Origin of the sequence: Pseudidiomarina sediminum DSM 21906 (genome assembly GCF_000423165.1) — a bacterium.
GTDB classification, from domain to species: domain Bacteria; phylum Pseudomonadota; class Gammaproteobacteria; order Enterobacterales; family Alteromonadaceae; genus Pseudidiomarina; species Pseudidiomarina sediminum.
Genome location: NZ_AUHL01000007.1, coordinates 96956 through 123750, shown reverse-complemented (window position 1 = coordinate 123750; position 26795 = coordinate 96956). Strand labels below are relative to the sequence as shown.

Below are 26795 nucleotides of genomic sequence, written 5' to 3'. Positions count from 1 at the left end.
CGCATGTCATCTAATTCTCGTTCGCAGCAGGGCGTCTATCCGCTCCTCGATCTTATCGATACACCGGCAGATATTCGCACCCTGAACGAACGCCAACTGCCGCAGCTCTGCGCTGAAGTACGTGAGTTTTTATTAAACTCCGTCAGCCAAAGTAGCGGTCACTTGGCCTCAGGTTTGGGCACGGTTGAACTGACCGTGGCGCTACACTACGTGTATGCCACCCCGCATGACCAACTGGTATGGGATGTAGGCCATCAAGCCTATCCGCATAAGATTTTAACGGGCCGTAAAGCGCAGTTGCATACGATCCGCCAAAAAGACGGTCTTCATCCATTCCCATGGCGTCCTGAAAGTGAATACGACACCTTGAGTGTCGGACATTCCAGTACCTCAATCAGTGCTGCCCTTGGCATGGCCGTTGCCGCACAACATGAGCGCAATGAGCAAAAGGTCGTCGCTATTATTGGTGACGGTGCCATGACCGCTGGTATGGCATTTGAAGCGATGAACCATGCCGGTGATATCAAACCTGATATGTTAGTAATTCTCAACGATAACGACATGTCCATTTCGGAGAATGTCGGTGCGTTGAATAACCATTTGGCGCGCGTGCTCTCTGGTAAGTTCTATACCTCATTGCGCGAAGGCGGTAAAAAGCTTCTGCAAGGTATGCCTGGTATTCAGCATCTTGCTAGCCGTGCCGAAGAGCACATGAAGGGCATGGTCGCACCGGGTACTATTTTCGAAGAACTAGGCTTTAACTATATCGGCCCTATCGACGGCCATGATGTCAACTTGCTGGTATCGACGCTGCGCAATATGCGCCATCTGAAAGGTCCACAGTTCCTACATATCGTGACCCGTAAAGGCAAAGGTTATGCGCCGGCTGAGAAAGATCCTATCGGCTACCATGGCGTACCTAAGTTTGATCCTGCAACCACGTCACTACCAAGCAAGCCGTCGGCAACACCTTCCTATTCTAAGGTCTTCGGTGACTGGCTCTGTGAAATGGCCGAGCGCGATCCTAAACTCATGGCCGTGACACCCGCCATGCGTGAAGGTTCAGGTATGGTCGAGTTCTCACAACGCTTCCCTAAGCAATATTATGATGTCGCTATTGCCGAGCAGCATGCAGTAACCTTTGGTGCAGGGCTTGCCATTGGCGGCTACCACCCTGTCGTCGCCATTTATTCGACCTTCTTACAACGCGGCTATGATCAATTGATCCATGATGTTGCTTTGCAAGACTTGCCGGTGTTATTCGCCATTGACCGCGCTGGGGTTGTCGGCGCCGATGGTCCGACCCACCAAGGGGCATTCGATTTAAGCTATATGCGTTGTATTCCAAACTTAGTGATCATGGCACCAAGTGATGAAAACGAATGCCGCAACATGCTTTATACCGGTCATACATTAGGTCGCCCTGCTGCAGTACGCTACCCGCGTGGCAATGGCATTGGCTGTGACATTGACGCTGAATTGCAGCAACTCGCTATCGGTAAAGCGCGTGTGGTGCGTGAAAGCAGTAGCAAGAAAGTCGCTATTTTAAGCTTCGGTACCGCCTTACATGACGTTTTACCTTGCGCCGAAGCATTGGATGCTACGGTGGCGGATATGCGCTTTGTGAAGCCGTTGGATGAAGCCTTGATCGCAGAGCTTGTCGCTAGCCATGACCTGTTGGTCAGTGTCGAAGATAACGTCGTTGCTGGTGGTGCAGGTAGTGCGATCAGTGAATTTATCCACCAACAAGGGCTACAGACCCAGTTGCTCCTGCTTGGTTTACCTGATCAATTTATTAAACACGGTAGTCAAGACGAGATCCGTCAGGAGCTTGGTTTAGATGCTGCAGGTTTAGAGCAGCGTATTCGCGAGAAAATAGCCGAGATGTAAGACAAGTGCGCTGGCGACCCCTGCAAGCAAGTCGTCAGCCATAATTCCCAAACCACCTTCTAAACGGCGATCGCACCAACCGATAGGTCCAGGCTTAACGATGTCGAAGAAGCGGAACAGCGCAAAAGCCCCCACCACTGTCACCCAATTAAGCGGTAAAAAGCTCAGCGCTAGCAAATAGCCTGCCACTTCATCCCATACAATCGCCGGATGATCATGTACTTTCAAAGCATCGGCCGTTACCCGGCATAGCCAAATACCGACCATTCCGGCCACAGCTGCCACAGCAACATAGGCCCAAGGTGCGAGCAGCAGATGTAAGGCAATCGCGAGCGGCACGGCGGCGAGGGTGCCAAAGGTACCCGGCGCTTTGGGCGCCAAACCGCTACCAAAACCCAGCGAAAAGAAATGCACAGGGTGCGCCAACCATTTGGCCGACACACGTGGAATGGGTGTTTGCTTCGGCTTAACTGAAGTGCTCATAGCCTAATCTAGTCGAAGGCGCTTGCCAGGTTTCACCATCGCGCTCTAACTTCAAGCGCCCGGCTTCATTGGTCACACGGCCAATACAGGTTGGTTTTGCACTATGACGTGCAACTAAGGTATCAAACACACCGCGACGGCTCTCTGGTACCGTAAAACACAATTCGTAGTCATCACCACTGCTTAACGCATAATCAATGGCTTCATCCGCGGTAAGCGACTCCGTTAACGCTAAACTCATAGGAAGTTCATCAACGTCGATACGGGCCCCCACTTGTGAGGCTTTAAGAATATGTCCAAGATCGGCCGCAAGGCCATCAGAAATATCAATCGCACTCGACGCAATTTCGCGCAGACTCTGCCCCAGAGCAACCCGTGGCGAAGGAAAATACAAGCGTTCAAGCACACGATGATAGTGATTATCCGAGATGTGCGCACGATGCTGCTGCGCAGCAAGTGCTAGGCCAGCATCACCTAAAGTGCCACTGACATAAATCCAATCGCCAGGCTTAGCGCCGTCACGGCGGAGCGCCTGACCTTGTGGAACAAAGCCTTGCGCAGTGACTGTAACCGTCAACGGACCTTGCGTAGTATCACCACCAATAAGCTGACAATTGTAATATTCGCAGATCTCACGCAAGCCTTGGCTAAAGTGCGTTAACCAATCGTGGTCCAACTGCGGCAAGGTCAAAGCTAAGGACAGCCAAGCCGGCTCAGCCCCCATTGCAGCAAGATCACTGAGGTTCACTGCGGCCACTTTATGACCAATGGCGCGGGCTGGGGTTTGTGCATCGAAATGTACGCCAGCCACCATAGTATCGGTCGCAACGATCAGTTGCGAGCCTTCCGCCGGCGTCAAAATCGCGCCATCATCGCCAATACCTACTTCAGCGTCGTCACGGGTGTGCCAACGCTGCGTAAAGTACGTCTGGATCAGATCAAATTCGCCGAAAGCCATGCGGGCATTCGCTTATTTGCGTGCAGGACGTAAGCTATCGATAGCTTTGTCGAGCACACCGTTAACAAAGCGGTGACTTTCATCAGCACCGAATGATTTTGCGAGCTCAATCGCTTCGTTAATAGCGACTTTATAAGGTACGTCCAAACGATCACGCAGCTCGAAAGCAGCCAAACGCAACACCGCGCGCTCAACTTGATCCAGCTCCGCCAACGGACGGTCTAAGAATGGAGAAAGGGCATCGTCCAAACCTTTAACTTGGCCAGCAACACCGCGCACTAGCGCGAGGAAATAATCAACATCGATTTTGCTGGTATCGTTGTCAGTAAGAAATTGAGCTTCGATATCGCTCATACTGTTCTCACTCAACTGCCAAGAGTAGATGGCCTGTACAGCAAGTTTACGCGCCTTCCGGCGAGCAGCAGGTTTCATGAAAAATCCTCTTTTAAAGCTGGTCGAGCACGTTAACCATTTCAAGCGCACTTAAGGCTGCTTCAGCGCCTTTGTTACCGGCTTTAGTGCCGCTACGCTCGATGGCTTGCTCAATGGTATCTGTGGTAATTACGCCGTTAGCGACAGGTACATTAAACTCATGCATGACCCGGCTCAAACCGCTGTTGCACTCACCGGCAACAAAATCAAAATGTGGCGTACCACCGCGGATAACTGCGCCGATGGCAATAATGGCGTCGTAATTACCGCTTGCAGCTAGTTTTTTCGCGACCAAAGGTAATTCGTAAGCGCCAGGCACTTTCACCACTGTGATTGCGTCATCAGCCACTTGGCCGTAGTGCTTAAGTGCCTGCACGGCGCCGTCTTGCAAGCTATCGACAACAAAGTGGTTGAATCGTGATACCACAAGGGCGAATTTTTTACCTGGTGCTGCGATACCAGCTTCAATAACCTTCATGTTTGCATCCTTTTAAAGAAATCCGCGCGATAATAGCACAAAAATCAATTTCAAGCATGTTGAGGATTCTTACCTACCGCATGCGCGACAGCAGCTTTCACGCGCTGTAATTCCGCGTCAATATCGCCCCTAATCATCATCGGCGGACGAATATCGACAACCTTCCGCGCAAAGTCCATCGCCACCGGTACCACCGGCACTTGGGCTGACTTCGCTATATGGATAAAACCTTTCTTCCATTCTTGTACACGCGTACGCGTACCTTCTGGCGCTAAGGCAAGAATTAACTCATCACGTTGTTTAAACTGCTCGACCATTTGCCCCACCACACCTTGCGCAGAGCGACGATCAACGGGAATACCACCAAGCCAACGCAACAGGCCGTTCACTGGAAAGCGGAAAATCGTGTGTTTACCAAGGTAGGAAAGTTTTAGTCCCAACGCCAACATCACGAAAACGCCGACAAAGAAATCCCAATTTGACGTATGCGGCGCGACTGGAATAATGGCTTGGCGCGTGTCTGGTAACTGCCCTTCAATACGCCAACCGCCAAGCAGGCGCATGCCAGTACGTCCGACCCAACGACTAAAGCGATTGCCGCGGGTCGGGAATGGCGCCTGAAGATGCTCTGGAATCGTTACAGTGGGTGTAGTCAACGTGCGGTGCTCCGTTGCAGACCAGCATGATTAGTTGGTCAACATCGCATTATGCAAACTTTCCAGCTTGTCTTTAATGCGACGCATGTTATCAGGGCCCAAGCGCAACATCTGTTTTTGTGCTGCAGGTAAGGCTTCTAACGCCGGATCAGCATAACGATACATTACAGACTCATCGGTAAGCTCAATGACGGTTCCCACCGACGGGGTTGCTTGCAACACCTCAATCGCTTCGAATAACACCGTTTTCGGTGCGGTATCAGGGTAACCGATCTCCGCCAATGCTTCTTTTAACAGGGGCTGGTACTCATTCATTAACTGAATCAATACCGCGTTATCAAGGCTCACAAACCAATCCACAATGGTGTTGTAGCGGTCATACGAGCGTGGGTCGATATAAATCTTGCCGTCTTGCTCAAGCACCCGAAAACGACTCTTAGGACCTTCGATGATGGCCGCTTCTTTCACCACCACACCGTTGCGAAGGTTATCCACAAAAACCACCGCATCACGGATCAATTGCTCACTGCGAAGTGGTTCAATCGGTTGCTCAGCTTCGCTAAGGCGTTGCAGAATTTCATCGTTACTTTCCGCCAGTTTCGGCAACGGTTTTGCTGGTGCAACAGGCTCTGCCTCTGGAGTGGCGGCAGTTTCCTCTAGCTCAACGGTATCCGCAGGCTCAGTTACTGGCGGGTCAATCTCGGTTTCAGTGACTTCGGCCGGTGGCGGTGCGAGGTCAACAGGTTTTTCGATAGGTGCAGGAGCCGGTTCGGTGTCTTTCGCCAAATACCATAAGGTCGCAATCGCAAGAGCAATAACAATAAGTAACGTCACAATGACGGCTGTTTTACCTGCTTGCTTGGACGGGTAGCTTGGTGCTTGATCACGCATAGACGACTCCTAAAATGAATTACCCTAAACCATTTCCGTTATTGATCGCGCTCAGCACGTAAGAACACAAGCTCATGCGCACTCGATTGCTCGGCGCTAAAACGATAGCCGTTGGCATTAAATTGCTTCAGGCCAGCAACGTCAGTTACTTTCTCGTTCATGATATAGCGCGCCATGGCACCGCGTGCTTTCTTTGCCCAGAAACTGATCACTTTGTACTGACCATTTTTCTCGTCTTTAAACACTGGCGTAATGATGGTCGCTTTCAAATTCTTCGGCTCAACACTCGAGAAATACTCATTCGACGCCAAGTTCACCAACACATCACTACCAATCGCTTTGAGATCTTCATTGAGCATGTCGGTAATGACATTGCCCCAGAACTCGTACAAATTCTTACCACGCGCGGTATCCAGCTTAGTTCCCATTTCCAAGCGATAGGCTTGCATCAGATCTAACGGTCTTAATACGCCATATAGACCCGATAAAATGCGTAAATGTTCCTGAGCAAATGTAATTGTTTCGTCAGACATTTTTTCAGCTTGCAAGCCTGCATAAACATCGCCATCAAAAGCGAACACTGCTGGACGCGCATTATCAGGAGAAAACGGTTGATGCCATTCGGCGAATCGCGCTGCATTTAACCCCGCCAGTTTGTCGCTGATTTTCATCAACGAACTCAGATCTTGTGGCGATAACGATTGGCACCGATCCACCAGCTCCTGCGCGTATTCCAGCAAGCGTGGCTGCGAATAAGCTTCGGTTGGTAAAGGACTATCGTAATCCAAGTTTTTTGCAGGTGATAATACGACTAACATCATCCGTTCTCCTTTGTGCTTGTTACGGCATCATCTCGAGGTCTTCGCCTTCTTTCTCAACTTCAGGTGGCATCAAGTCTTCACGACTCACACCTAAAGCTAACGCAAGCGAGCTGGCAATATAGATTGACGAGTAAGTACCGACAATCACACCAAATAATAGTGCCGTAGCAAAACCATGGATTAAGGCGCCACCTAAGAAGAACAGCGCAAGCAACACTAAAATGGTCGTTAATGAGGTGATCACCGTACGACTCATGGTGTCTGTCAAAGCACCATTAATGATTTCCTCAGCATCGCCCTTACGGTATTTACGGAAGTTCTCACGAATTCGGTCACAGACCACTACGGTATCGTTAATGGAGTAACCAATCACCGCCAATAACGCAGCCAATACAGTTAAGTCGAACTCCAAACCCAACACCGAGAACAAACCTAGAGTAAGAATAACGTCATGCGCCAAACCACCCACTGCACCGATAGCTAAACGCCATTCGAATCGTATTGCGATATAAATCAAGATACAGATCAATGCGGTTAGCATCGCCAAACCACCTTGCTCTGTGAGCTGCTCACCTACTTGCGGGCCAACAAACTCAATACGACGCATGGTGACTTCACCATCAGCCGTGTTTTTCAACAGCTGCAAAATCGACTCACCAACTTCCTGTGCGTTAACGTCTTCTTGCGGTTCAATCCGAATCAATACGTCTTTTTGCGTACCGAAGTTCTGTACCACCGCACCCGGGAAGCCGTTGCTATCGAGGGTTGAGCGGATCTCACTCAGATTCGCGTCACGCTCGTAACCCACTTCAATGACCGTACCGCCTGTGAAGTCGAGGCCCCAGTTCAGTTGGTTGACGGCAAGTGATGCAATCGATGCAATCAGCAGGAAGCCACTGACCAACCATGCGCCCCAACGGAAGCGCATGAAAGGTATGGTTTTATTCGTTTTAATTAACTCATGCATGATGTGGCCTCCTAAACCGACAGCTTATCAATGCGTTTACCACCCCAAACCGCGTTGATTACCGCACGGGTACCAACAATAGAGGTAAACATTGAGGTCACAATACCAATCGCTAAGGTCACCGCGAAACCTTTGATAGGTCCGGTACCGACCGCGAACAAGATAATTGCAGCGATTAAGGTTGTAATGTTGGCATCCGCGATGGTCGACAACGCACTGTCGTAACCATGATGGATCGCTTGTTGCGGACTACGGTTAGCCTTGATTTCCTCACGGATCCGCTCAAAGATAAGCACGTTCGCATCAACCGCCATACCGACCGTCAAAACGATACCTGCCATACCTGGTAACGTCAGCGTTGCGCCTGGGATTAATGACATGACACCAACAATCAACACTAGGTTTGAAGCCAACGCAAGGTTTGCCACCATGCCGAACTTCTTGTAGTACATCACCATAAAGCCAAGTACAAGCACAAAGCCCCAGATGATCGCCTGCATCCCCATTTCAATGTTTTCTTGACCGAGGCTAGGACCAACCGTACGTTCTTCAACAATTTGAATTGGCGCAATCAAGGCACCAGCACGTAAGAGCAAGGCTAGGTTTTGCGCTTCTTGCGGAGAATCAAGACCGGTAATACGGAAGCTGCTACCTAAACGCGCCTGAATGGTGGCAACGTTGATCACTTCTTCGTGGCGTTCAAAAACGATGTTATCGTTGGCATCGCGCTCACCGGTCGCTTTAAACTCGATAAACAACGTCGCCATTGGCTTGCCGACGTTATCACGGGTCGCCAGTGACATTTTCTCACCGCCGGTGCCGTCCAGTGAAATATTCACCTGCGGGCGTTGGTTTTCATCAAAACCTGAGCTCGCATTGACAATATGATCACCGGTCAGAATCACTTCTTCTTTTAACAGGACGTTGCCACCGTTACGGTTTGGATACATTTCCGAACCGAACGGCACCCGACCCTGCTCTGCTTCACGTACGCTGTTTTCATCATCAACCAAACGGAACTCAAGCGTTGCGGTTGCACCTAAGATTTCTTTCGCACGCGCCGTGTCTTGAACACCCGGTAGCTGTACGACAATACGGTCCGCACCTTGGCGTTGTACCACTGGCTCAGCAACACCAAGTTCATTGACTCGGTTACGTAAAATGGTCACGTTCTGCGAGATCGCGTAATCTTTGGTTTCGGCGATTTTCGCTTCGGTCATGCGCAACGTAATCTTCTGCGCAGCTTCGTCTTCAATCAATACGAAACCTTCGTACGCACGATCCAGTACCCGCACCGCATCAGCAAAGTCTTCAGCTTTACGAACGCGCACCACGACATCATTGCCGTCACGTTCAACGCTAGAATAACGAATCCGCTCTTCACGCAAATCCAGGCGCACCGTGTCACGCATTTGGCCTACAATTTTGCGCATCGCTTCGTTCATATCAACTTCCATCAGGAAGTGAACACCACCACGCAAATCGAGACCCAGCTTCATCGGCGTAGCGCCCATGGCTTCAAGCCAATCAGGCGTCGCTGGAGCAAGGTTTAATGCCACAATGTAATCATTGCCAAGCGCTTGCAAAATAGCTTCACGAGCACGTAGCTGCTCACTGTCTGAGCTCAAACGTACCAGTAATTGACCATCTTCCAACGCCATGGCTTTTGGCGTGACATCAATTTCTTTCAAGGTTTCTTCAACTTGCCCCATAACCTGTGTATCGACCACAGTGGTGCGGGTTGCTGAAACCTGAACTGCGTAATCTTCACCATATAAATTCGGTAAAGCATAAACCGCAGCCACCGCCAAAATGACGATGACCATCAGGTTTTTCCAGAGCGGAAACTTGTTTAACACGTTATATCCTTATCTCTACTTACAGAGATTTCATGGTTCCTTTTGGCAGAACCGCTGTTACCGCTGATTTCTGCACGGTCACTTCAACCCCTTCAGCAAGATCAATCACCATGAAGTCTTTGTCTTCGCTGATTTTAGTAATACGGCCAACCATGCCGCCATTCATAAGAACTTCATCACCTTTGCTCACGCTAGCGATTAACTCTTTATGTTGCTTCACACGTTTGGCTTGTGGACGGTAGATCATGAAGTAGAAGATCAAACCGAACATAACCAGCATGAAAATCAGTTCCATACCGCCGCCTTGCTGGGCCGCGCCGTCTTGTGCGTATGCAGTACCAATTAGAAAGTCCATAATTTCCTCATAAGTATCGAGTTAGTTCTGAATCATTTTGAAATGGGGGACATTCAACACGCAAACAACCCTCCACCGCAATTTTTTGTAAAATTGTTCCGCATTCTAACGAATTTCACCGCCAATGGGGAGTCAAGTTACATAACTGGTGGCTAGGCTTTCGTAACAATCCGTGCCAAACTAGGTTTTTACACGCTTTATCAGTAGCTAATAACTATGGATCTGTTTTTTTACTGGTTTGATCATCTCGGCGTTGCGGTGTTCGCGATTTCCGGGACTTTACTCGCCTTCCGTAAAAATATGGACGGCTTCGGCGTGATTGTGCTCGCCTCGGTAACAGCCATTGGTGGTGGAACCGTGCGCGACTTAATTCTCGGCTTGCCAGTGTTTTGGGTCTATGACCCTTCGTACCTCTATACCATTCTTATTGCTGCCGTACTGACCATCTTATGGCTGCGCTTTCGCGATTTTATCCACCAAAAAACGTTGCTTATTGCCGATGCCTTCGGACTGGCATTTTTTGCCGTTATGGGGGCTCAGAAAGCGCTTTTGGCAGGTTTTCCACCGCTCATTTGTGTCGTGATGGGCACCATCACGGCGTGTTTTGGTGGCATGATTCGTGACGTGCTAGCGCGCGATGTCCCTATGCTACTTAAAGGTGAACTCTACGCAACCACTTGTCTAGCTGGCGGCAGCGTCTTTGTTCTCATTGCTCCGCACAACGAATTGCTCGCCCTGCTGAGCGGCGGCATCATTACCTTGTTGCTGCGCTTGGGCGCCATCAAATGGAAATGGTACTTGGCGGTCTTTCAAGAACATGGTGAGTCGCGCTAGTCATGCTCTCCACCACGCTCACTGTCGTTCTCGCGATTCTCTATATTGCCCTGCTTTATAGCATCGCGTACCGCGGTGAGCGCAAAGCACCGAATCAAATCAAACCCTATCGCTACGCTCTCGCGCAAGGGATCCACTGCACCACTTGGGCCTTTTACGGAACTATCACGCAATCCGCTCACTATGGTTGGGCTATGGCCCCTACTTATGTTGGGGCTATTGTGGTGTTTCTGTTCGCACATCGCATTCAATTGCGCCTTTTGCAGGTCTGTAAGCAGCAAAACCTCACTTCCATCGCCGATGTCATTAGCCATCGCTACGGTAAGTCCTCGTCACTTTCGATTGTCGTTGCTCTGCTCGCATTGGTCGGCATTGTGCCCTATATCGCCCTGCAGTTACGCGCGGTCACAGGGAGCTTTGCGGTGGCGAGCGGCATCACTGAGAGTCCGCTGCCTTGGTTCGGCGATGTCGCGGCGCTCGTTGCCTTAGCCATGATCGGTTTTGCTGTGTTGTTTGGCACCCGTCGTTTAAGTTTAGCCGAGCAGCATGCAGGATTGATGGATGCCGTAGCCTTTGAATCCGTCGTCAAGCTTGGTGCTTTTGTCTTGGTCGGCATGTTTGTGAGCTACAGTATGTTCGACGGCGTGGGCGCTTTAGTACAAGAAGCGGCGGCCAACCCTCAGGTTGCCGAGGTTTTTGTTGATAAGCCCAACGGTATCTTTATTTACGCCACCCACGTGTTGTTGGGTGCCATTTCAATGTTCTGTCTGCCGCGGCAATTTCATGTCAGCTACATTGAAAATACCGACCCCGAGGAACTTCGCACCGCGCGCTGGGCTTTTCCTCTGTACCTGTTTGTCATTAACTTATTCATTTTGCCGATTGCCTTAGCCGGCTTGCTGCTGGTGCCAGACGCCGCGCAGCAAGACACCTTTATGTTGCAACTGTTGTTGCTCGCAGACGTGCCGGCGATCACTGCGGTGGCCTTTATCGGGGGGCTTGCTTCGGCTACCAGCATGGTGATGATCGCTACGCTAGCGCTCAGCATCATGATGTCGAATGACGTCATCATGCCATTGTGGTTGAAGCTTACCCAACGCAAATTACGCAAGCTTACCTTCACCCCCAATCGCATCTTGATGATTCGGCGTACGACGATTGCCACCATCATTTTGCTGGCCTTTGGCTTTTTAAAACTCACTGAAGCTAATTTGCCGCTCGTGAACGCTGGACTCTTGTCCTTAGCCCTATTAGCCCAACTCGCGCCAGCCCTGTTAGGCGGGCTGATTTGGCGCCGCGCCAACTTCACCGGCGCTGTGCTCGGTCTAGGCGCGGGTACACTGCTGTGGGGCTGGTATTTGTTTTTACCTTCGCTTACCGTCACGCGTGAGCTCGATGACTTTGCGCTGGCACAGGGTGTCGTCCTAAGCCTCGGCTGCAATCTCATCCTATACATTGTCGCCTCCTGGCTGCGCCCGAGCCAACGCTCGAAGGAGCTAGCCGCCAGCTGGACAGACCCAGACCGCTATCATCAGGAGCTCTATCAGCACCAACCCATCACTTGGGGACGATTGCGCCAAGTTTTAGCCCGCTTTTTTGACTCAGTAGAACTAGAACGCCTGCAGCAACGCTCGCATTTAGAACTAACCAGTGCGCCCAATGATGACTGGGTACCCACCCCAGTATTAGCGCGTGTCGAGCGTGAGCTAGCTGCCGTGATTGGTAGTGCTGCCAGCCGTATTCTGCTTGATGCCGTCACCCAACAGCCTGGCGTGCCTATCGCGCAAGTGGTGACTTGGGCAACGGAAGCCTCGCAACTTTACAAGTTTAACCGCGAACTCCTGCAAGCTTCGGTTGAGAATATTCCACAGGGGATCAGTGTGGTGGATCAAGACTTACGCCTGGTCGCATGGAATCAACGTTATGAGGAAATCTTCCATTACCCACAAGGCTTTCTCGCCGCAGGTCGGCCTGTCGCCGAACTGCTGCGCTATAACGCCAAGCGTGGCATGCTTGGCTCTGGACAGCCCCATGATCTCGACAGCGAGATTAGTAAACGTTTGAATTTTTTGCGCTCGGGAAGTGCCTATCGGTATCAGCGCCAGCAAGGTGACCAATACATTGAGCTACAGGGCGCGCCAATGCCAGGCGGTGGGTTTGTGACCACTTATACAGATATCACCGATCTTGTCCAAGCGCAGCAGCAATTGGAAGAAATTAACCGGGAACTTGAGTCTCGGGTCGCCGAACGTACCCAGCAATTGCTTGAAGCGAAACAAGCGGAAGAACGCGCCCATCGAAGTAAGTCACGCTTTTTTGCAGCCGTCAGTCACGACCTAATGCAACCCTTCAACGCCGCCACCCTCTTTTGTGACATGCTGCGCCAGCGCTTGCACGGCGAGCAAGGTGTGTTAGCACGACAAATTCAACAGTCACTGCAAAATGCGGAAGAACTGCTTACGATGTTGCTTGATATGACGCGCCTCGAAGCTGGGAATTTACCGGTTAATCTGCAGCATGTGAGTTTGCATGAAGTGGTATTGCCTATTATTGAAACGCAGCGGGTTATCGCAGCGGACAAAGGTCTGCGGATTGACTATGTACCTTGTTCAGCAGAAGTTTATACCGACCGTAAGCTACTTAGCCGTATGCTACAGAACCTGCTCTCGAACGCGGTACGCTACACCAGTCATGGGCGAATTTTGGTGGGCAGTCGCCGCCGCCAACAGCAACTCGAATTACACGTCATTGATACGGGGCAAGGTATTCCGCCGGACCAACTACAGGCCATTTTCCGCGAATTTCATCAAGTCGCTCCGCAGGGAGATAATCCGGGGATTGGATTAGGGCTCGCCATTGTCGATCGTCTCAGTAAATTATTACAGTTACCGCTGCGGGTCGAATCGACCGTCGGGCGTGGCACCTGTTTTGCCATGACCTTACCGGTTACGCGTTGGCGCGTCCGTACCACTGAACCGGCCCAGATTTCGCAACCTCTGACAGACCAGTTCCTAACTGGTCGCACGTTGTGGTTACTGGACAACGACCAAGGTATGTTAACGGCCGTCAGCCAACTCCTCAGCGGCTGGGGCGCCACCATCGTGAAAGCCTCTCAGCGCCATGATTTCCCTCTTGGCGCAGCGACAAAGCGTCCCGATCTTATTATCGTGGACTACCATTTGGATGACGACGATACCGGCGTCGAAGTGCTGTATTGGCTGCGTCAGCAACTAAACTATGCCGAGCTTCCAGCCATAGTGATTTCGGCAGATCCTGACGAAGTAGTGCGCGAACAAGCGATCGCCGCGCGCGCTGGGTTTACGCCGAAACCGCTCAAGCCAGCAGCGCTGCGTCGCTTGTTGAAACGCTATCTGAATTAAATCTCAGGAACATTAAGCATTTGTTTGAAGAGAATCCCAGCTTGCGTACGGTTGGTGACTTCAAGCTTGCGCAAAATCGCAGAGACATGCTGCTTGATCGTGGTTTCTTGTACATTGAGTTCATAGGCAATTTGTTTGTTCAACAAACCGTCTGCCAAACATTCCAAGACCCGATACTGTTGTGGCGTCAGCAACTCAAGACGCTCAGCGAAGTCTTCTTCTGGTGCCGCAGATTCAGCTTCAATCACATCACGTAAATGATCAGGAAGCCAAGTATCGCCTGCTAGGACCGTGTGAATCGCCTGTTGCAACTCAGCCAATGGCATCGACTTGGGAATATAAGCACTGGCACCAAAGGCCATCGCTTGTCGAATAACCGGAATTTGTTCATTAGCTGAGACCACGACCACCAGCACATCCGGAAACCGACTGCGCAGTGAAGTAATGGCTGCTAAGCCTTTATTCCCGGGCATCGAGAGGTCGAGTAAGATGAGTTCTAACTGAGGTTGTGCCTGCAGCACCTCAAGTAATTGTTCGAAACTTGCTGCTTCGGCAATATCCGTTGATAAGGTTTCGCTCAACGCCTGCTTTAATGCAGCACGAAACAAAGGATGATCATCAGCAATAATTGCGCGCGCCATAGTCGAGGTCGGTTGTTGAATACTGTCAGCCATGCTAGCGCGTCCAAAAGAAAAAGTCAGTGGCTGCCCTGAAAATTCAAGGCAGCCACATCGTTTTATGGGGTTTAGAACTTGTACCCCACTGTCAGGGAGACAGTACGTGGGTCGCCGTAGTAGGCAACAACCGCATCATCACCAAACGTCGGTCCGAAGTTGTAGCCGCCAACGCGATACTCTTCATTACCTAAGTTTTTGCCGTGTAAGCCAACGTTCCATTGACCGCTGTTCGAGTACCAAACCACGCTGGTGTTGAACAGACCATAGTCACTTTGATCGAGACGCGATGGAATTTCAAACATCTGCGTGTCGTCACGGAACGCATAGTTACCTGACCAAACAATCTGGCCACTTTCCATTTCAAAGGTCTTGTTAAAGCCTAAGCTATAAGTCGTTTTCGGCGTGTTTTGGAAGCTCCACGCGTCGGTCACATCAGTGATTTCACCTGTTGCTGGCTCACTGTAAGTGATCGAATCAAACTCAGCGTCGATGTAACCCACAACCGCTGTGAAGTTTAAGGTATCGGTAGCAGCATAGACCGACTCAAGCTCAATACCTTTCACCGTCGATTGACCAGCGTTCAAGACTTGCGACGAAATCCCCGCTTCAACGACACGCTGCACGGTCACCTGCATGTCTTGATAGTCCGAGTAGAACACAGCACCATTTAAGCGCATGCGACCTTCGGCAAGTTCAGACTTAAAGCCTAATTCAAACGTGTCGACAATTTCAGGATCGTAAGGCTCATTGATGGTTGGGTTCAACGACTGATCCGCACGCATGTCAACGCCACCCGACTTAAAGCCATTACTGTAACTACCGTACAGCATCACATCATCATTGACACGATAGTTTAACGCCACATGTGGTGAGAAACGGCTCCAGTCCGCTTTGGTGTTGAACTCTGAATTCACCGCAAACGGGTCACCGTAGCTATCCGCTGGGTCACGGTTGATATAGTGCACACCAAGATAAGTATAACGGTAAACTTCCGCTTCTTTTTCGTCACGGGTGTAGCGGCCACCAAGGGTTAACGCCCAGTCATCGTTCAAATCATAGTTGGCTTGACCGTAGATCGCTAAGCTATCGGTTTGGACACAGCCACCGTTATCAACGGTCACGCCACCGAGTGCTTCCAAGTAAAGAGGCAACACAGTACCGAACACACCACAGGCTTCGCCATCATAGAAGTAAACCCCACCGACAAAGTCAAAGTTACTGTTATTGGTATAACTTACTTGGAATTCTTGGGTGAACTGTTCGTCTTCATAAATCGCTGGCACCATGAAAATAGGTTCGCCAGTAGAGTTAAAGTCGATGTTGGTATCGGTGTTACCTTCACGCGAGGCCGTAACAGACTTAAAGCCCCAGTTCGCGTTGATATCCCAGTTGAATACCATTGACCAACCTTCGGTTTCGACCAAGTTGTCCACTGGCATTGCAGTGTTTGAATCGTAGACATCGTCATACGGGTCTTGCCCCGTCACCAAACTGGTCAGTAGACGGTGTCCACCTTTCGAGTTTGATTCATCTTTCGTCTTGTCATACGAGAACTTCAGATCCATGTCTTCATTGAGCAGCCATTTTGCTGAAGCACGGTAGGTGAGCAAATCTTTATTATAGTTGTCATCACCGGTATTGACGTACTCACCGAAGCCATCACGCTGCAAGGTCGCGATAGCACCGCCGACAAAGAAGTTATCCGTTAGCGCCGTTTGTCCTGAGAGTTTCAAGTCACGTTGATTGTAGCTACCCACGGTGCCTTGAATGGAGAATTCGTCATAGCCACTTAATTCTTTGGTCACATACTTCAGTGCACCACCGATGGTGTTCTTACCGTACAAGGTACCTTGTGGACCACGCAGTACTTCAATGCGCTCTAAATCCATCACCTCTAAGACAGCACCTTGCGGACGGGCGATGTAGACATCATCAATGTAAACACCCACACCTGGTTCAAAGCCCCATAATGGGTCTTGCTGACCGACACCACGGATGTATGCAGTCAAGGTTGAGTTGGTGCCCCGGCTGACTTGCAACGTGGTGTTTGGGATACGTTGCTGCAGCTCGGTAATATCTTCTACACCGAGCTCTTCCAAATCACCTGCACCGAATGATGATACTGAGACAGGCACTTCTTGCAGGCTTTCGGTTTTGCGGCGTGCGGTAACTTCAATCCGCTCCAGACCTTTAACTTCATTCTCTTCTGTTGGCTCATCTTGTTGTGCGTAAGCTGGCATGCTTACCACTGACGCAACAGCAAGAGCTAAAAGTGAATGGCGAAACTTGGGTTGACGCATGATGTCATTCTCCCGGTAACTGTTATTGTTGTACTGTTATTTTGTCGTGCCTTAAGAGCACGTAGTTTTATAAGACTCCGATACCCTAGCCCAAAGTGTTAGGTTTGTATTCTGTACGTTAGTACTATGTAAATTCAAAACCGTCTCGCGCATCATGTTGCCATTAAAAAAAGAACAAGAGGTAATGCATGTTAAGCATGATTGGACTGGTCGGTGGCTTGGTACTGTTAATTGTACTGACGCTGCGTGGCATGAACTTATTTATCAGCGCGCCGCTTTGTGCGGTGCTCGTCGCGTTATGCTCGGGCGTCCCCCTGTTTCAAGGTGACGTGAATTTCGTAAGCGCCTACATGGGTGGTTTTGCCAGCTTCGTTGCCGCTTGGTTCTTCATGTTTTTACTTGGCTCTTTGTTCGGTAAATTCATGGAAGACACCGGCGCTGCCGATAGCGTGGCGCGCTGGATCATTTCCAAACTTGGTAAAAAGCAAGCCGTTCTGGCGGTTGTTTTGGCCTGTGCGATTTTAACTTATGGTGGTGTCAGCGTTTTCGTTGTTGCCTTCTCCGTCTATCCAATGGCGCTTTCACTGTTTAAAGACGCCAACTTACCGCGCCGTTTTATCCCTGCGGCACTCGCCTTTGGCTCGGTCACCTTTACGATGACGTCAGCGGGTTCGCCCGAAATTCAAAACTGGATCCCGGTGCAATACCTTGGCACTTCACCTTATGCCGCATGGGAAGTTTCTCTCGTGGTGGCCATCATCATGTTTATCATCGGTTATTGGTGGCTGACCAAGATGATCAAAAAAGCGGTCAATCGTGGTGAGAGCTTCGTGGGTCGTGAAGGCGATCCTGAGCTAGTCGAACGCGAGCTACCGTCACCATTGAGCGGGTTGGTGCCACTTATCGTGGTACTTACATTAAGCTTCTTGTTCCATGAGGACTTAAAGCAAAACGCTCTGATTATCGCCTTAAGCGGCGGTGTCTTGGCGATTGCCATTATCAACTTCAAGCACTTCCAAAACGTCTCAAAAGCCATCAGTGAAGCCTCCACCGGAGCCCTGATTGCCATTGGTAACACCTCCGCGGTGGTAGGGTTTGGCAGTATCGCTAAAATTACTCCGGCTTTTTCTGAAGCGGTCACCCTGATGACCAACCTGCCAGGCAACGAGTTGTTGGGGGCAGCTGTTGCCGTTAGTGTCATTGCTGGTCTTACGGGGTCCGCTTCGGGGGGGCAAGCCATCGCACTTCCGGAAATTGGTCCTCATTATATGGAGCAAGGCGTCAACGCCGATCAACTCCATCGTATCGTCGCCATTTCATCTGGCGCGCTCGACTCCTTGCCGCACAACGGTTACGTGGTAACCACTATTCGCGCAATTTGTAACGAAACGCATCAGGCGGCCTACTGGCCTGTCGCAGCGGTCACAGTCGTGGTGCCATTTATTGGCCTAGCGGTTGCGATTTCTCTTTTTAACCTGTTTTAAGCGAAGGTTGTAAACGATGTTTGAAACAACACAACACCCAACAGCACCGGTCGCCGGTGCGATGCAAGCAAGCCAACTGATGATCATCGATTTGCTGCGTCATGCCGTGCGTCGTCACCCACAGCAAGAGATCGTCAGTCGCCGGATTGAGGGCGATATTCATCGCTACACCTACGCCGATAGCTATGCGCGTACCTGCCAACTCGCCCATGCGCTGCAACACCTAGGTGTTGAACCTGGCGAGCGGGTCGCAACCCTCGCTTGGAATACCTATCGCCATTTTGAGCTTTACTACGCGGTGAGTGGCCTAGGAGCTGTGCTCCATACCGTCAATCCACGTCTGTTTGCCGAGCAAATTGAATGGATCATGGCAGATGCGAAAGCGACGTGGTTATTTGTCGATGCCAGCTTCGCTGAACTCGCCGGCGCTGTGATCAATCAGCTCCCAGATCTTAAGGGCGTTATTGTACTTGCCGACACTACTGCAGCGATGGCTGAGCAGGATTGCAAAGTGCCGGTCTACGCCTATGAGCCCTTATTAGCGAGCGAACCTACAACATATGATTGGCCCATCTTTCCCGAAGATAGTGCGGCACTACTTTGCTATACCTCCGGCACCACAGGCCATCCAAAGGGAGTGCTGAATTCTCATCGGGCCATGGTACTGCATGCACAAGCGACGGCTAGCGCCGAACTGTTGGATCTACGCGCCAACACCACCGTAATGCCAATGGTCGCCATGTACCACGCTGGTGCTTGGGGAGCTCCCTATGCAGCGCCTCTGGCCGGCAGTAAGCTGGTGTTGCCGGGTGATGGGATGTCCGGCCCCGCCATGTACGAACTCATCAATCAAGAGCGCGTGACCGTCGGGCTTGGTGTGCCGACCATTTGGCTGACGTTGCATAACCACCTTAGTGAGCAAGACCTTGCAGTACCAAGCCTCGAGCGTGTCTGTGTGGGTGGCGCAGCATCGCCACTGGGCCTAGTGAAGACCTTTGATGAGCGCTATGACGTCTACTGGCAGCCGATCTGGGGCATGACCGAAACCGGTCCACTTGCCTGCTCGGCGCCACCAGAGCCAAGTCTCATGGCGTTACCCAAAGAACAACGCTACCGCATCCAGACCACAGCCGGACGGGCCAGCTTCGGCGTTGAGATGCAAATTGTCGATGCCGACGGCAACGCCCTCCCCCATGACGGCCAAACCAGCGGTGAACTGCGTGTTCGCGGTCCTTGGATTGCCAGTCATTACTATCAACGCCACGATCCTGACGTCTTCGTCGACGGTTGGCTGGCGACCGGCGATATTTCGGTCATCGACCCGCAAGGTTACATGAAAGTCGTCGATCGCAAAAAAGATGTGATCAAAAGTGGGGGCGAATGGATTAGCTCACTGGATATCGAAAACATTTGTAGTCAACATCCTGATGTCAACGAGAGTTGCGTGATTGGCGTGAAGCACCCGAAATGGGATGAGCGTCCGCTGTTACTAGTGGTACCTAATACCGGAGCGACACTCACTGAGGCCGATATTTACAGTTTCTTGCAAGGTAAAATCGCCAAGTGGTGGACCCCGGATGCCATTTTAATCGTCGATAAGCTGCCCCATACCGGCACAGGTAAACTGGTTAAAAACGAATTACGTAAGCAGTACCTTAATTACTTAATTGAAGCGTCGAAAAACGCTTAATCGGAGCTCAGTATGCAACGTCTTATTCTTGTTTTAGTGCTGCTGGTCAGCGTTGTTGGCAACGCCTATGCTAGCGAACCTTTATTGGTTGAAAAGCAGTCGTTTAGTTTTGAGAACTACACTACTGTCGGTGGTGAAACCATCCCTGAAGTGACCATAGGTTGGGAAAGCTACGGTGAGCTCAATGCGGCCAAAGATAATGTGATCCTGATCACCCACTTTTTCTCAGGTAACAGTCATGCTGCAGGTAAGTACAGTGCAGACGACGCGTTACCAGGTTATTGGGACAGCATCATCGGTCCAGGCAAAGCCATCGATACCAACAAGTACTTTGTCATTAGCTCGGACACCTTGGTCAACGCTTTTGCCAATGACCCTAATGTGATCACCACCGGCCCGGCCTCAATTAACCCTGAAACGGGTAAACCTTATGGCCTTGATTTTCCAGTGGTCACTATTCGTGATTTCGTCAATGTACAAAAACGCTTACTTGAAAGCTTAGGTATTGAGCAATTACATGCCGTGGTGGGTGCCTCGATGGGCTCGCTGCAAGCTCTTGAATGGTCGGTCGCGTATCCCGATGCGGTCGAACGTATGGTATCAGTGATTGGCGCTGGCGCCATGGACGCTTGGACCATCATGGCTCTTGAGCATTGGGCGCGTCCGATCAAACACGACCCGAACTTCAATGGTGGGGATTACTACGACGGTGAAGCACCGTTAACTGGGGTAGCAAGTACCTTGGCGATGATCACTCAGCAAGCCATGCATCCGGTCATCATGAACATGCGTGCACCTAAGCCAGAAGTCCTACCAGAGGCGGCGTTGGAAAGCGTGTTAAACAGCACACCCGTGTTAGATTACTTGTTTGCCAACTCGTTGGCACGCGCACCGCTTGCGGACGGTAACCACATTCTTTATCTGGTACGGGCGAATCAGTTGTTTGTGGCCGGTCACCAAGGCGACCTCGCCAGCGGTCTAGCTAACGTCAAAGCAAAAACCTTATTTTTGCCAGCCAGCAATGACTTATTGCTGCAACCTTATTTAGCCAAACAAGCAGCAGACATTCTTACTGAACAAGGTAAGGCACCGCAGTACGAAGAAATCGAGGGCCTTTGGGGACACTTAGATGGTTTGTTCAGCATTCCGAGTAAAGCCGATACGCTGAAGGCTTTTCTTGAAAGTGAGTAAACTACACTTCAACCTGCACAAAAAAGGGGGCTAAGCCCCCTTTTTTATTCGTTGCCGCCAAGTAAGCCTTTCAACTTATCTTTGACTTTATCTTCGAGCTGACCTTTAAACTGTGTTTCCAGTAACTCCTGCAAACGCTGTTCACGGCCTTCGGCGTCACTAAGTAGCTGTGACCATTGACCCAGTTGGTCTTGATGCTCTGCTAAGAAGCCACCGGATTGCGCGTTTAATTTCTGTTTGAACGCATCAAGCTTTGGCCCTGCGGCATCTAACGCCGCAGTTTTCAGGGCTTGCCCTAACTGCCGATCAAGATCAGAACGTAACGAAAAATCAGGGTTCATTAATGCGCCTTTAATATCCGCGTTAATGTCCAAACGATTCAAGCTCGCGAGCGCGGTGGCAATCACTTGCGCCCATTCGTTGTCGGCATGCGCTTCAATCGCCATATCGGCTAAACGCAGGATGGCATTACCGTCAAACTGGCCATCGCGCAATGCGATATTACCTTCACTGTCGAGCAAGGCAGAAAGCAAGGTTGCCGCCAACTCACTACGCTCACTTAACGCTGTTTGCGCGAGATTCACGCCTTGTACCCGCCATTGCTGGCGGCCATCAAAGCCTTCAGCGGTCAATGCCAACTCACCGTTCAGCTGCAGCAGTGACCAGAGCGCATTGTTCTCACCTCGAGCACTGAACACCGTCGGTTGGCCTAGTTGTTCATGTTGATGAGTGATATTTTGCCAGTTCACATCCAACACTGTCGGTCCGACGGCAAACTCAGTGCGCGCTTTTTTGATCAAAAAGTCAGGTGGCGCATCGGCATCGGTAAACGAGAACCAGATACCTTCACCACGCGGCGGTTTGATCGCTGTTTCATCCGCTGATTTTTGCAGCATCGGCGCCAGCTGCTCGTACGCGAGCAACATATAATCGGCCCAACGACGGGCCTGCTCACCGAACAACACGGCGGTAATTTCGGTCAAGCCTTCACTATTCAGCTGCATCAGCTCGCCAACACGGTCGAGGTCATGTTGTGGCGCTGCCTTGACCTTCTCAAACTCAGCTTTAAGCTCTGCGACCGCACTGCTGGTCACCTCTTTAAACTCTTCTAAGGCTTTCTTATCCGCCGCAAAACGCTCTTTTAATTTCGCAAAATGCTCTTTGCGTTCTTGCAACTGCGCAGGGGTTTTCACCTCTCCTTCAGAGAGCGCTTTTAACTCTTCTTCGTAGCTCGCAAGAGTTTCTTTGCTTGGCAATTGCTCGAGGACTGCGGTGACACGCTGCTGCTGCGTTTCATAAGCAGCTTTTGCGGACTCAATGGCCGCTGGTGTATGCAGGTCCACGCGAGCAATGGCATCATCGACCGACGGCAAGCTCAGGTTCAAGTCTGCCGCCTTGTCAGAGAACCAATCACCGACTTCAGATTTTTCAGGTAATTGATACACTTCACCAGGTGATTGACGCTCGCTATGGACACGAATGCCGGTGCTAACCACTTCTTCAAAATGCACACGACCTAAAAGCAACTGCTCCCAACTCAACGCCCCTGAGACATCGCCAATCAATACGCGGTTATAATCTGGCTGCGAGGGGTCGGTAACCTGAATATCGGTAACGCGAATCGTCAACGGCACCCATTGGTGTTCAACCCGGCCAATATTCACCTCAGCACCATTTAAGGTGCCAATAGTACGTTCCAACGACCACTTTAAAATACTATCTAAGAGCAACCACGAGAAGGCGGTGATTAATACCACAATGGCCAGAAACGCAGCGAGTCCCGGCCAGCGAAAAGCGCTACGACGAACGGTATGCTGTTTCATGTCCTTAACCTCTTAAATCTGAGTAAATCGCCCAAAAGCGATTGGCTTTTAGCGCTTGCACAATTTTGAGCTTATTAAACCAGGTTTGGATCCGTTGGCGATATTGACTCACCACCCAGAAACTCACCAAAGCTAGAATAGGTGCGAATGCTAGGCTAATCACTAAACTCCCCAGCGTAATGGTGTGATGGAACTGCACCACGCGCCAGAACGCGGAACTATACATGGACTGCCAAACCGGCTGCCAGCTCTCAGCTGAGAGAATCGCAAAGCCCACCTGGTGAAACAGCGGATCAAGTAAGTACGCGATTCCTGAACAAATGACGAAACTGAGAATAAAACCGGAAAGGTTTACTCGGAAAAGTAAGGCGATAAGCAGAATGACAAGGTTATGGACACGCCATAACGGGGTGAACCCCATAATCATTCCAAGTACAAAAGCGATGGCCAGTGCCCATGCCCCTGACTCTGAGTTTAGGGCACGTAAAAAGCGCGCCAGCAGCGTCAGCATCGGGTATTCTCCTTGCGATGATTGAATCCAAAAGTAAGGATAGCGTATTGGTTTTTATCTGCTACCCTTTTTTGTTAGGTAATACTGTAAATTTCTCTTGTGTTTTCGTTCATTTAACCTTAAATATGCGCGCAGTTTCCGTGCGGAGTTTTTATGCAAAACGCAGCTTTAATCATCCTTGATGATCGTGCCGATTGGCACCCCTATTACCCAAGTCAGTCGATTATGGCAGCGAGTGACTATTTGCAGCAACAAAACGCGCAACCGCGCACACAAGTACTTAACTTGTGTGGCGATTTAAGCTATTTGTCGACTGGCTATTATGTCAGCTTGCTTGCTGAAGCGCGCGGTCAGCGGGTGTTACCTGCCGTCGCGACAATTAATGACTTAGCCAACTTCTCACACTACCAATTGGTGTTGCCTGCCAACACCGACAAACAGTTGAGCAAGTACCTTGAGCAGCACAGTGATGGTCAATCGCTGCGTACATTGATTTGTTTCGGCCAAGCCCAAAACGCGCAACTGAATAACGTGGCGCGCCAGATTTTCGATCGCTACCCTTGCCCGATCTTATGGGTTGAGTTTGCCTGCCAAGGACGCTGGTTCATCCATCAACTACAGCCTGGCTATTTATCTGAGCTTGATGATGCCCAGCAAACCTTTTTTGGTAACGCTCTCGATAGCTTTAGTAAACGTGTATGGCGCAAAGCGCGCGCGCGCAAAGACTACCGCTATGACTTAGCGATCTTGCACGACCCAAGCGAAGCGATCCCGACCAGTGATAAAAAAGCCTTGCAGAAGTTTATCAAGGCCGCGAAAGCGGAAGATATTGATGCTGAGCTTATCACTGCTGATGATTACAATCGCTTGTTGGAATTCGATGCGCTCTTTATTCGCGAAACCACGCGTATCAATCACCATACCTATCATTTCGCGAAGAAAGCGGAAGCCAACGGCATGGTGGTGATTGACGCGCCGCAATCGATTGTTCAATGCGCTAATAAAGTGTTCTTGAAGGAGTTGCTCGATAAGCATCGTATTCCAACACCTAAAACGGAACTTCTGTTAAGTCAGCAAGCGATTGACTACGAAGCCATTGGCGAGCGTTTAGGCTACCCAGTGGTGTTGAAAATTCCGGACGGTTCGTTCTCAATTGGCGTCGAGAAAGCCGAGAATATCGAGGCCTTAAAAACCATCGCTGCACAGTTGTTTGAGACCTCGACCATTTTGCTCGCGCAAGAGTATGTGCGCACCGAGTACGATTGGCGGATTGGCATTCTTAACAATCGGCCTATCTATGCCTGTAAATATTATATGGCGCGCGGCCATTGGCAGATCTATAACCATGCCAGTGCCAGCAGCCGCAGTAAATCAGGCGGCTTTGAAACCGTAGGTGCACAACAGGTTCCGAAAGAAGTGATGAAAGTCGCCTTACAAGCAACCCGTTTAATTGGCGATGGCCTCTATGGCGTTGATATGAAAGTTATCGACCGTGGCCCTGTCATTATTGAAATCAATGACAACCCGTCCATCGAAGCCGGTGTTGAAGACCAATTGCTCGGCGACGAACTCTATCACATCATCATGCGTGACTTTGCCCGTCGCTTGGACGAAAAGTAATGACGCAATGCCTTCCTCGTCCGGCCACACGCGCCGACCTTGACGCCTTAGTGGCACTTGAGGCGGCGACTTTCAACTACAGTCAAATTGGTCGGCAGAGCTTTCAGCGTCTCATGCAACGACCTAGCGCGCAGCTGTACGTGGTTACTGCTGAGGACACGGGACAACTGCTAGGGTATAGCCTGATCTTAACCCGGAAAAACAGCCGCATCTGGCGGCTTTATTCGCTTGCGGTTGCCTGCGCGGCACGTGGCCAAGGGATTGGACGCATACTGCTTGAGCATGCCCTGCAACAAGCAACGTCAGGTGGCGCTCAAGCCTTATCCTTAGAAGTAAAATGTGACAATGCGGCCGCCATCGCCTTGTATCGCGATTACGGCTTTGAAGTGGTTGACCTTCTCCCCGATTACTACCCTGGCCATGATGATGGCTACCGTATGCGGCTAAGCTTTACTTAGCCGCGTACCAGACACGCTCACCACTGTCGCGGTAGCGTGCGATCAATTCAGGAATGGCCTCAAGCTCTAACGACAAGCCACGTTGTTGCAAGTAGTCGCGATTGTAGAGTTTGCTCGCCGAACGTTCACCAAGATCACAAGCAAAGGTGACAATGGTTTTCCCCGGACCATGCAAGGTGGCGGCTTGCAACGCTGCCGCGAGATTCAAGGTCGAGCTACTGCCTAACACAATAGCATCGTTGTCACGCACAAAACGCGATAGAGCAACTAAGTCTTGATCGGGCAAGTTCACCGCAGCATCAATCCGCGCCTGCTTGAAGTTCTCCACTAAGCGCATGATGCCAATACCTTCCGTAAACGAGCTGCCTTGAGCAATATACTCACCTTGCTTCAAATAGCTATAAATGCCCGAACCATCAGGGTCGGCCAGCCAAACCTGTAAATCTGGATTGCGCTCTTTCAAATACATCGAGTTACCGGCAATCGTACCGCCGGTGCCCGCCACCGACACCAAAATATCGACCTCACCATTGGTTTGCTGCCAGATCTCAGGCCCTGTCCCTAAGTAGTGCGCGCGGGCATTGCTGGTGTTCTCAAACTGGTTTGCCCACCAATGATCATCACGTGCTTCGGCAAGCTTCCGTGCAGTGTGATAAAAGTGATTGTCATTGCGAAATGGCACAGGATCGACGGTTTTTAGCTCGGCACCGTGCAAGCGGATCATCCGCTCTTTTTCAGGCGTTTGATCATTAGGCATCACCGCCAGCATGTTTAACCCCAAGGCACGTGCAACAATGGCAAGACCGATACCAGTGTTGCCGGCGGTACCTTCAACAACGGTCATGCCAGGCTCCAACTCGCCACTGTCCATGGCGTCTTTAATCATCTGGTACGCCGCCCGATCTTTAATTGACCCGCCGGGGTTTTGGGACTCGAGTTTCAGCCAAATATCACAACCCGTAAGTTCTGATAATGAACGTACCCGAATCATGTCAGTTTGACCGATAAGGTCGATCGGACGTTGAGCTAAACGCATG

23 protein-coding genes are annotated in these 26795 nt (G+C 50.7%); 8 read left to right on the top strand and 15 right to left on the bottom strand.

Annotated features, from left to right (window positions below):
- The first annotated feature begins 3 nt into the window (after positions 1-3).
- Positions 4-1890: a 1-deoxy-D-xylulose-5-phosphate synthase gene (dxs, locus tag G535_RS0103955; protein WP_026860879.1), complete on the top strand. Its 1887-nt coding sequence runs from the start codon at positions 4-6 to the stop codon at positions 1888-1890.
- Here the strand turns inward: dxs and G535_RS0103950 are convergent.
- From G535_RS0103950 to yajC, 10 genes are read right to left on the bottom strand one after another with little or no spacing between them, the layout of a single operon-like run.
- Positions 1852-2373, bottom strand: coding sequence for a phosphatidylglycerophosphatase A family protein (locus G535_RS0103950; RefSeq protein ID WP_084616777.1), 522 nt, complete (start codon positions 2371-2373; stop codon positions 1852-1854). The two genes, dxs and G535_RS0103950, sit on opposite strands and share 39 nt — an antisense overlap.
- Positions 2357-3331 (bottom strand): thiamine-phosphate kinase, encoded by a 975-nt coding sequence (gene thiL / locus G535_RS0103945; protein ID WP_026860877.1) that lies wholly within the window; start codon positions 3329-3331, stop codon positions 2357-2359. The genes G535_RS0103950 and thiL overlap by 17 nt, the downstream gene beginning before the upstream one ends.
- A gap of 12 nt (positions 3332-3343) precedes the next feature.
- Positions 3344-3763: a transcription antitermination factor NusB gene (gene nusB / locus G535_RS0103940; protein WP_026860876.1), complete on the bottom strand. Its 420-nt coding sequence runs from the start codon at positions 3761-3763 to the stop codon at positions 3344-3346.
- Positions 3764-3776: 13 nt separating this feature from the next.
- On the bottom strand, positions 3777-4241 hold the full coding sequence (gene ribH / locus G535_RS0103935) for a 6,7-dimethyl-8-ribityllumazine synthase (RefSeq protein ID WP_026860875.1): 465 nt from the start codon (positions 4239-4241) through the stop codon (positions 3777-3779).
- 50 nt (positions 4242-4291) lie between these two features.
- On the bottom strand, positions 4292-4897 hold the full coding sequence (locus G535_RS0103930; RefSeq protein WP_026860874.1) for a lysophospholipid acyltransferase family protein: 606 nt from the start codon (positions 4895-4897) through the stop codon (positions 4292-4294).
- Between the two features lie 30 nt (positions 4898-4927).
- Positions 4928-5788, bottom strand: coding sequence for a DUF3014 domain-containing protein (locus G535_RS0103925; RefSeq protein ID WP_026860873.1), 861 nt, complete (start codon positions 5786-5788; stop codon positions 4928-4930).
- A 38-nt stretch (positions 5789-5826) separates the two neighbouring features.
- On the bottom strand, positions 5827-6609 hold the full coding sequence (gene yaaA, locus G535_RS0103920) for a peroxide stress protein YaaA (RefSeq protein WP_420834815.1): 783 nt from the start codon (positions 6607-6609) through the stop codon (positions 5827-5829).
- Between the two features lie 19 nt (positions 6610-6628).
- Positions 6629-7576 (bottom strand): protein translocase subunit SecF, encoded by a 948-nt coding sequence (gene secF / locus G535_RS0103915; RefSeq protein WP_026860871.1) that lies wholly within the window; start codon positions 7574-7576, stop codon positions 6629-6631.
- Between the two features lie 11 nt (positions 7577-7587).
- Positions 7588-9435: a protein translocase subunit SecD gene (gene secD / locus G535_RS0103910; protein ID WP_026860870.1), complete on the bottom strand. Its 1848-nt coding sequence runs from the start codon at positions 9433-9435 to the stop codon at positions 7588-7590.
- A 19-nt stretch (positions 9436-9454) separates the two neighbouring features.
- Positions 9455-9790: a preprotein translocase subunit YajC gene (yajC, locus tag G535_RS0103905; RefSeq protein WP_026860869.1), complete on the bottom strand. Its 336-nt coding sequence runs from the start codon at positions 9788-9790 to the stop codon at positions 9455-9457.
- Positions 9791-10006: 216 nt separating this feature from the next.
- Between yajC and G535_RS0103900 the strand changes: the two genes are divergently transcribed.
- Both G535_RS0103900 and G535_RS0103895 read left to right on the top strand, forming a co-directional pair.
- On the top strand, positions 10007-10624 hold the full coding sequence (locus tag G535_RS0103900; RefSeq protein WP_026860868.1) for a trimeric intracellular cation channel family protein: 618 nt from the start codon (positions 10007-10009) through the stop codon (positions 10622-10624).
- Positions 10625-10626: 2 nt separating this feature from the next.
- Complete coding sequence (locus G535_RS0103895; RefSeq protein ID WP_026860867.1) at positions 10627-14004, top strand: hybrid sensor histidine kinase/response regulator; 3378 nt, start codon at positions 10627-10629, stop codon at positions 14002-14004.
- Here the strand turns inward: G535_RS0103895 and G535_RS0103890 are convergent.
- Together G535_RS0103890 and G535_RS0103885 are read right to left on the bottom strand one after the other, a co-directional pair.
- Entirely contained in the window at positions 14001-14678 is a 678-nt protein-coding gene (locus tag G535_RS0103890) for a response regulator (RefSeq protein WP_241970490.1), read from the bottom strand. The genes G535_RS0103895 and G535_RS0103890 overlap by 4 nt on opposite strands.
- 71 nt (positions 14679-14749) lie before the next feature.
- Complete coding sequence (locus G535_RS0103885; protein ID WP_026860865.1) at positions 14750-16981, bottom strand: TonB-dependent receptor; 2232 nt, start codon at positions 16979-16981, stop codon at positions 14750-14752.
- 188 nt (positions 16982-17169) lie between these two features.
- Here G535_RS0103885 and G535_RS0103880 point away from each other — a divergent pair, with 188 nt between their 5' ends.
- Genes G535_RS0103880 through G535_RS0103870 form a run of 3 tightly spaced genes read left to right on the top strand, consistent with a single transcriptional unit; the run spans position 17170 to position 21346 of the window.
- Positions 17170-18465 carry a GntP family permease gene (locus tag G535_RS0103880; protein ID WP_026860864.1) on the top strand — a complete coding sequence of 432 codons (1296 nt, stop codon included), beginning with the start codon at positions 17170-17172 and terminating at the stop codon, positions 18463-18465.
- A gap of 16 nt (positions 18466-18481) precedes the next feature.
- Positions 18482-20155, top strand: coding sequence for a long-chain fatty acid--CoA ligase (locus G535_RS0103875; protein ID WP_241970489.1), 1674 nt, complete (start codon positions 18482-18484; stop codon positions 20153-20155).
- 12 nt (positions 20156-20167) lie between these two features.
- Positions 20168-21346 (top strand): E22 family MetX-like putative esterase, encoded by a 1179-nt coding sequence (locus G535_RS0103870; protein ID WP_026860862.1) that lies wholly within the window; start codon positions 20168-20170, stop codon positions 21344-21346.
- A 44-nt stretch (positions 21347-21390) separates the two neighbouring features.
- On the opposite strand, the gene G535_RS0103865 is transcribed toward G535_RS0103870, so the two are convergent.
- Both G535_RS0103865 and G535_RS0103860 read right to left on the bottom strand, forming a co-directional pair.
- The gene (locus G535_RS0103865; RefSeq protein WP_026860861.1) at positions 21391-23169 is read right to left on the bottom strand and encodes a TIGR03545 family protein; all 1779 of its coding nucleotides are present in this window, start codon (positions 23167-23169) and stop codon (positions 21391-21393) included.
- 4 nt (positions 23170-23173) lie between these two features.
- The gene (locus tag G535_RS0103860; RefSeq protein ID WP_034727560.1) at positions 23174-23680 is read right to left on the bottom strand and encodes a TIGR03546 family protein; all 507 of its coding nucleotides are present in this window, start codon (positions 23678-23680) and stop codon (positions 23174-23176) included.
- Between the two features lie 153 nt (positions 23681-23833).
- Here G535_RS0103860 and G535_RS0103855 point away from each other — a divergent pair, with 153 nt between their 5' ends.
- Together G535_RS0103855 and G535_RS0103850 are read left to right on the top strand one after the other, a co-directional pair.
- The gene (locus tag G535_RS0103855) at positions 23834-25300 is read left to right on the top strand and encodes a RimK family protein (RefSeq protein WP_026860859.1); all 1467 of its coding nucleotides are present in this window, start codon (positions 23834-23836) and stop codon (positions 25298-25300) included.
- The gene (locus G535_RS0103850) at positions 25300-25758 is read left to right on the top strand and encodes a GNAT family N-acetyltransferase (RefSeq protein ID WP_026860858.1); all 459 of its coding nucleotides are present in this window, start codon (positions 25300-25302) and stop codon (positions 25756-25758) included. Before G535_RS0103855 ends, G535_RS0103850 begins: the two co-directional genes overlap by 1 nt.
- Here the strand turns inward: G535_RS0103850 and G535_RS0103845 are convergent.
- A complete protein-coding gene (locus G535_RS0103845) occupies positions 25751-26794 on the bottom strand; it encodes a cysteine synthase A (RefSeq protein WP_026860857.1) in 1044 nt (347 codons plus the stop codon). The genes G535_RS0103850 and G535_RS0103845 overlap by 8 nt on opposite strands.
- Position 26795 lies beyond the last annotated feature (1 nt).

Coding starts and splice junctions, on each gene's coding strand:
- G535_RS0103850 (WP_026860858.1), top strand. CDS start 25,300: ATGACGCAATGCCTTCCTCGTCCGGCCACACGCGCCGACCTTGACGCC.
- nusB (WP_026860876.1), bottom strand. CDS start 3,763: ATGAAACCTGCTGCTCGCCGGAAGGCGCGTAAACTTGCTGTACAGGCC.
- ribH (WP_026860875.1), bottom strand. CDS start 4,241: ATGAAGGTTATTGAAGCTGGTATCGCAGCACCAGGTAAAAAATTCGCC.
- yajC (WP_026860869.1), bottom strand. CDS start 9,790: ATGGACTTTCTAATTGGTACTGCATACGCACAAGACGGCGCGGCCCAG.
- thiL (WP_026860877.1), bottom strand. CDS start 3,331: ATGGCTTTCGGCGAATTTGATCTGATCCAGACGTACTTTACGCAGCGT.
- G535_RS0103895 (WP_026860867.1), top strand. CDS start 10,627: ATGCTCTCCACCACGCTCACTGTCGTTCTCGCGATTCTCTATATTGCC.
- G535_RS0103925 (WP_026860873.1), bottom strand. CDS start 5,788: ATGCGTGATCAAGCACCAAGCTACCCGTCCAAGCAAGCAGGTAAAACA.
- G535_RS0103885 (WP_026860865.1), bottom strand. CDS start 16,981: ATGCGTCAACCCAAGTTTCGCCATTCACTTTTAGCTCTTGCTGTTGCG.
- G535_RS0103890 (WP_241970490.1), bottom strand. CDS start 14,678: ATGGCTGACAGTATTCAACAACCGACCTCGACTATGGCGCGCGCAATT.
- secF (WP_026860871.1), bottom strand. CDS start 7,576: ATGCATGAGTTAATTAAAACGAATAAAACCATACCTTTCATGCGCTTC.
- G535_RS0103875 (WP_241970489.1), top strand. CDS start 18,482: ATGTTTGAAACAACACAACACCCAACAGCACCGGTCGCCGGTGCGATG.
- G535_RS0103845 (WP_026860857.1), bottom strand. CDS start 26,794: ATGCGTTTAGCTCAACGTCCGATCGACCTTATCGGTCAAACTGACATG.
- G535_RS0103870 (WP_026860862.1), top strand. CDS start 20,168: ATGCAACGTCTTATTCTTGTTTTAGTGCTGCTGGTCAGCGTTGTTGGC.
- G535_RS0103880 (WP_026860864.1), top strand. CDS start 17,170: ATGTTAAGCATGATTGGACTGGTCGGTGGCTTGGTACTGTTAATTGTA.
- G535_RS0103865 (WP_026860861.1), bottom strand. CDS start 23,169: ATGAAACAGCATACCGTTCGTCGTAGCGCTTTTCGCTGGCCGGGACTC.
- G535_RS0103950 (WP_084616777.1), bottom strand. CDS start 2,373: ATGAGCACTTCAGTTAAGCCGAAGCAAACACCCATTCCACGTGTGTCG.
- G535_RS0103860 (WP_034727560.1), bottom strand. CDS start 23,680: ATGCTGACGCTGCTGGCGCGCTTTTTACGTGCCCTAAACTCAGAGTCA.
- G535_RS0103855 (WP_026860859.1), top strand. CDS start 23,834: ATGCAAAACGCAGCTTTAATCATCCTTGATGATCGTGCCGATTGGCAC.
- dxs (WP_026860879.1), top strand. CDS start 4: ATGTCATCTAATTCTCGTTCGCAGCAGGGCGTCTATCCGCTCCTCGAT.
- G535_RS0103900 (WP_026860868.1), top strand. CDS start 10,007: ATGGATCTGTTTTTTTACTGGTTTGATCATCTCGGCGTTGCGGTGTTC.
- yaaA (WP_420834815.1), bottom strand. CDS start 6,609: ATGATGTTAGTCGTATTATCACCTGCAAAAAACTTGGATTACGATAGT.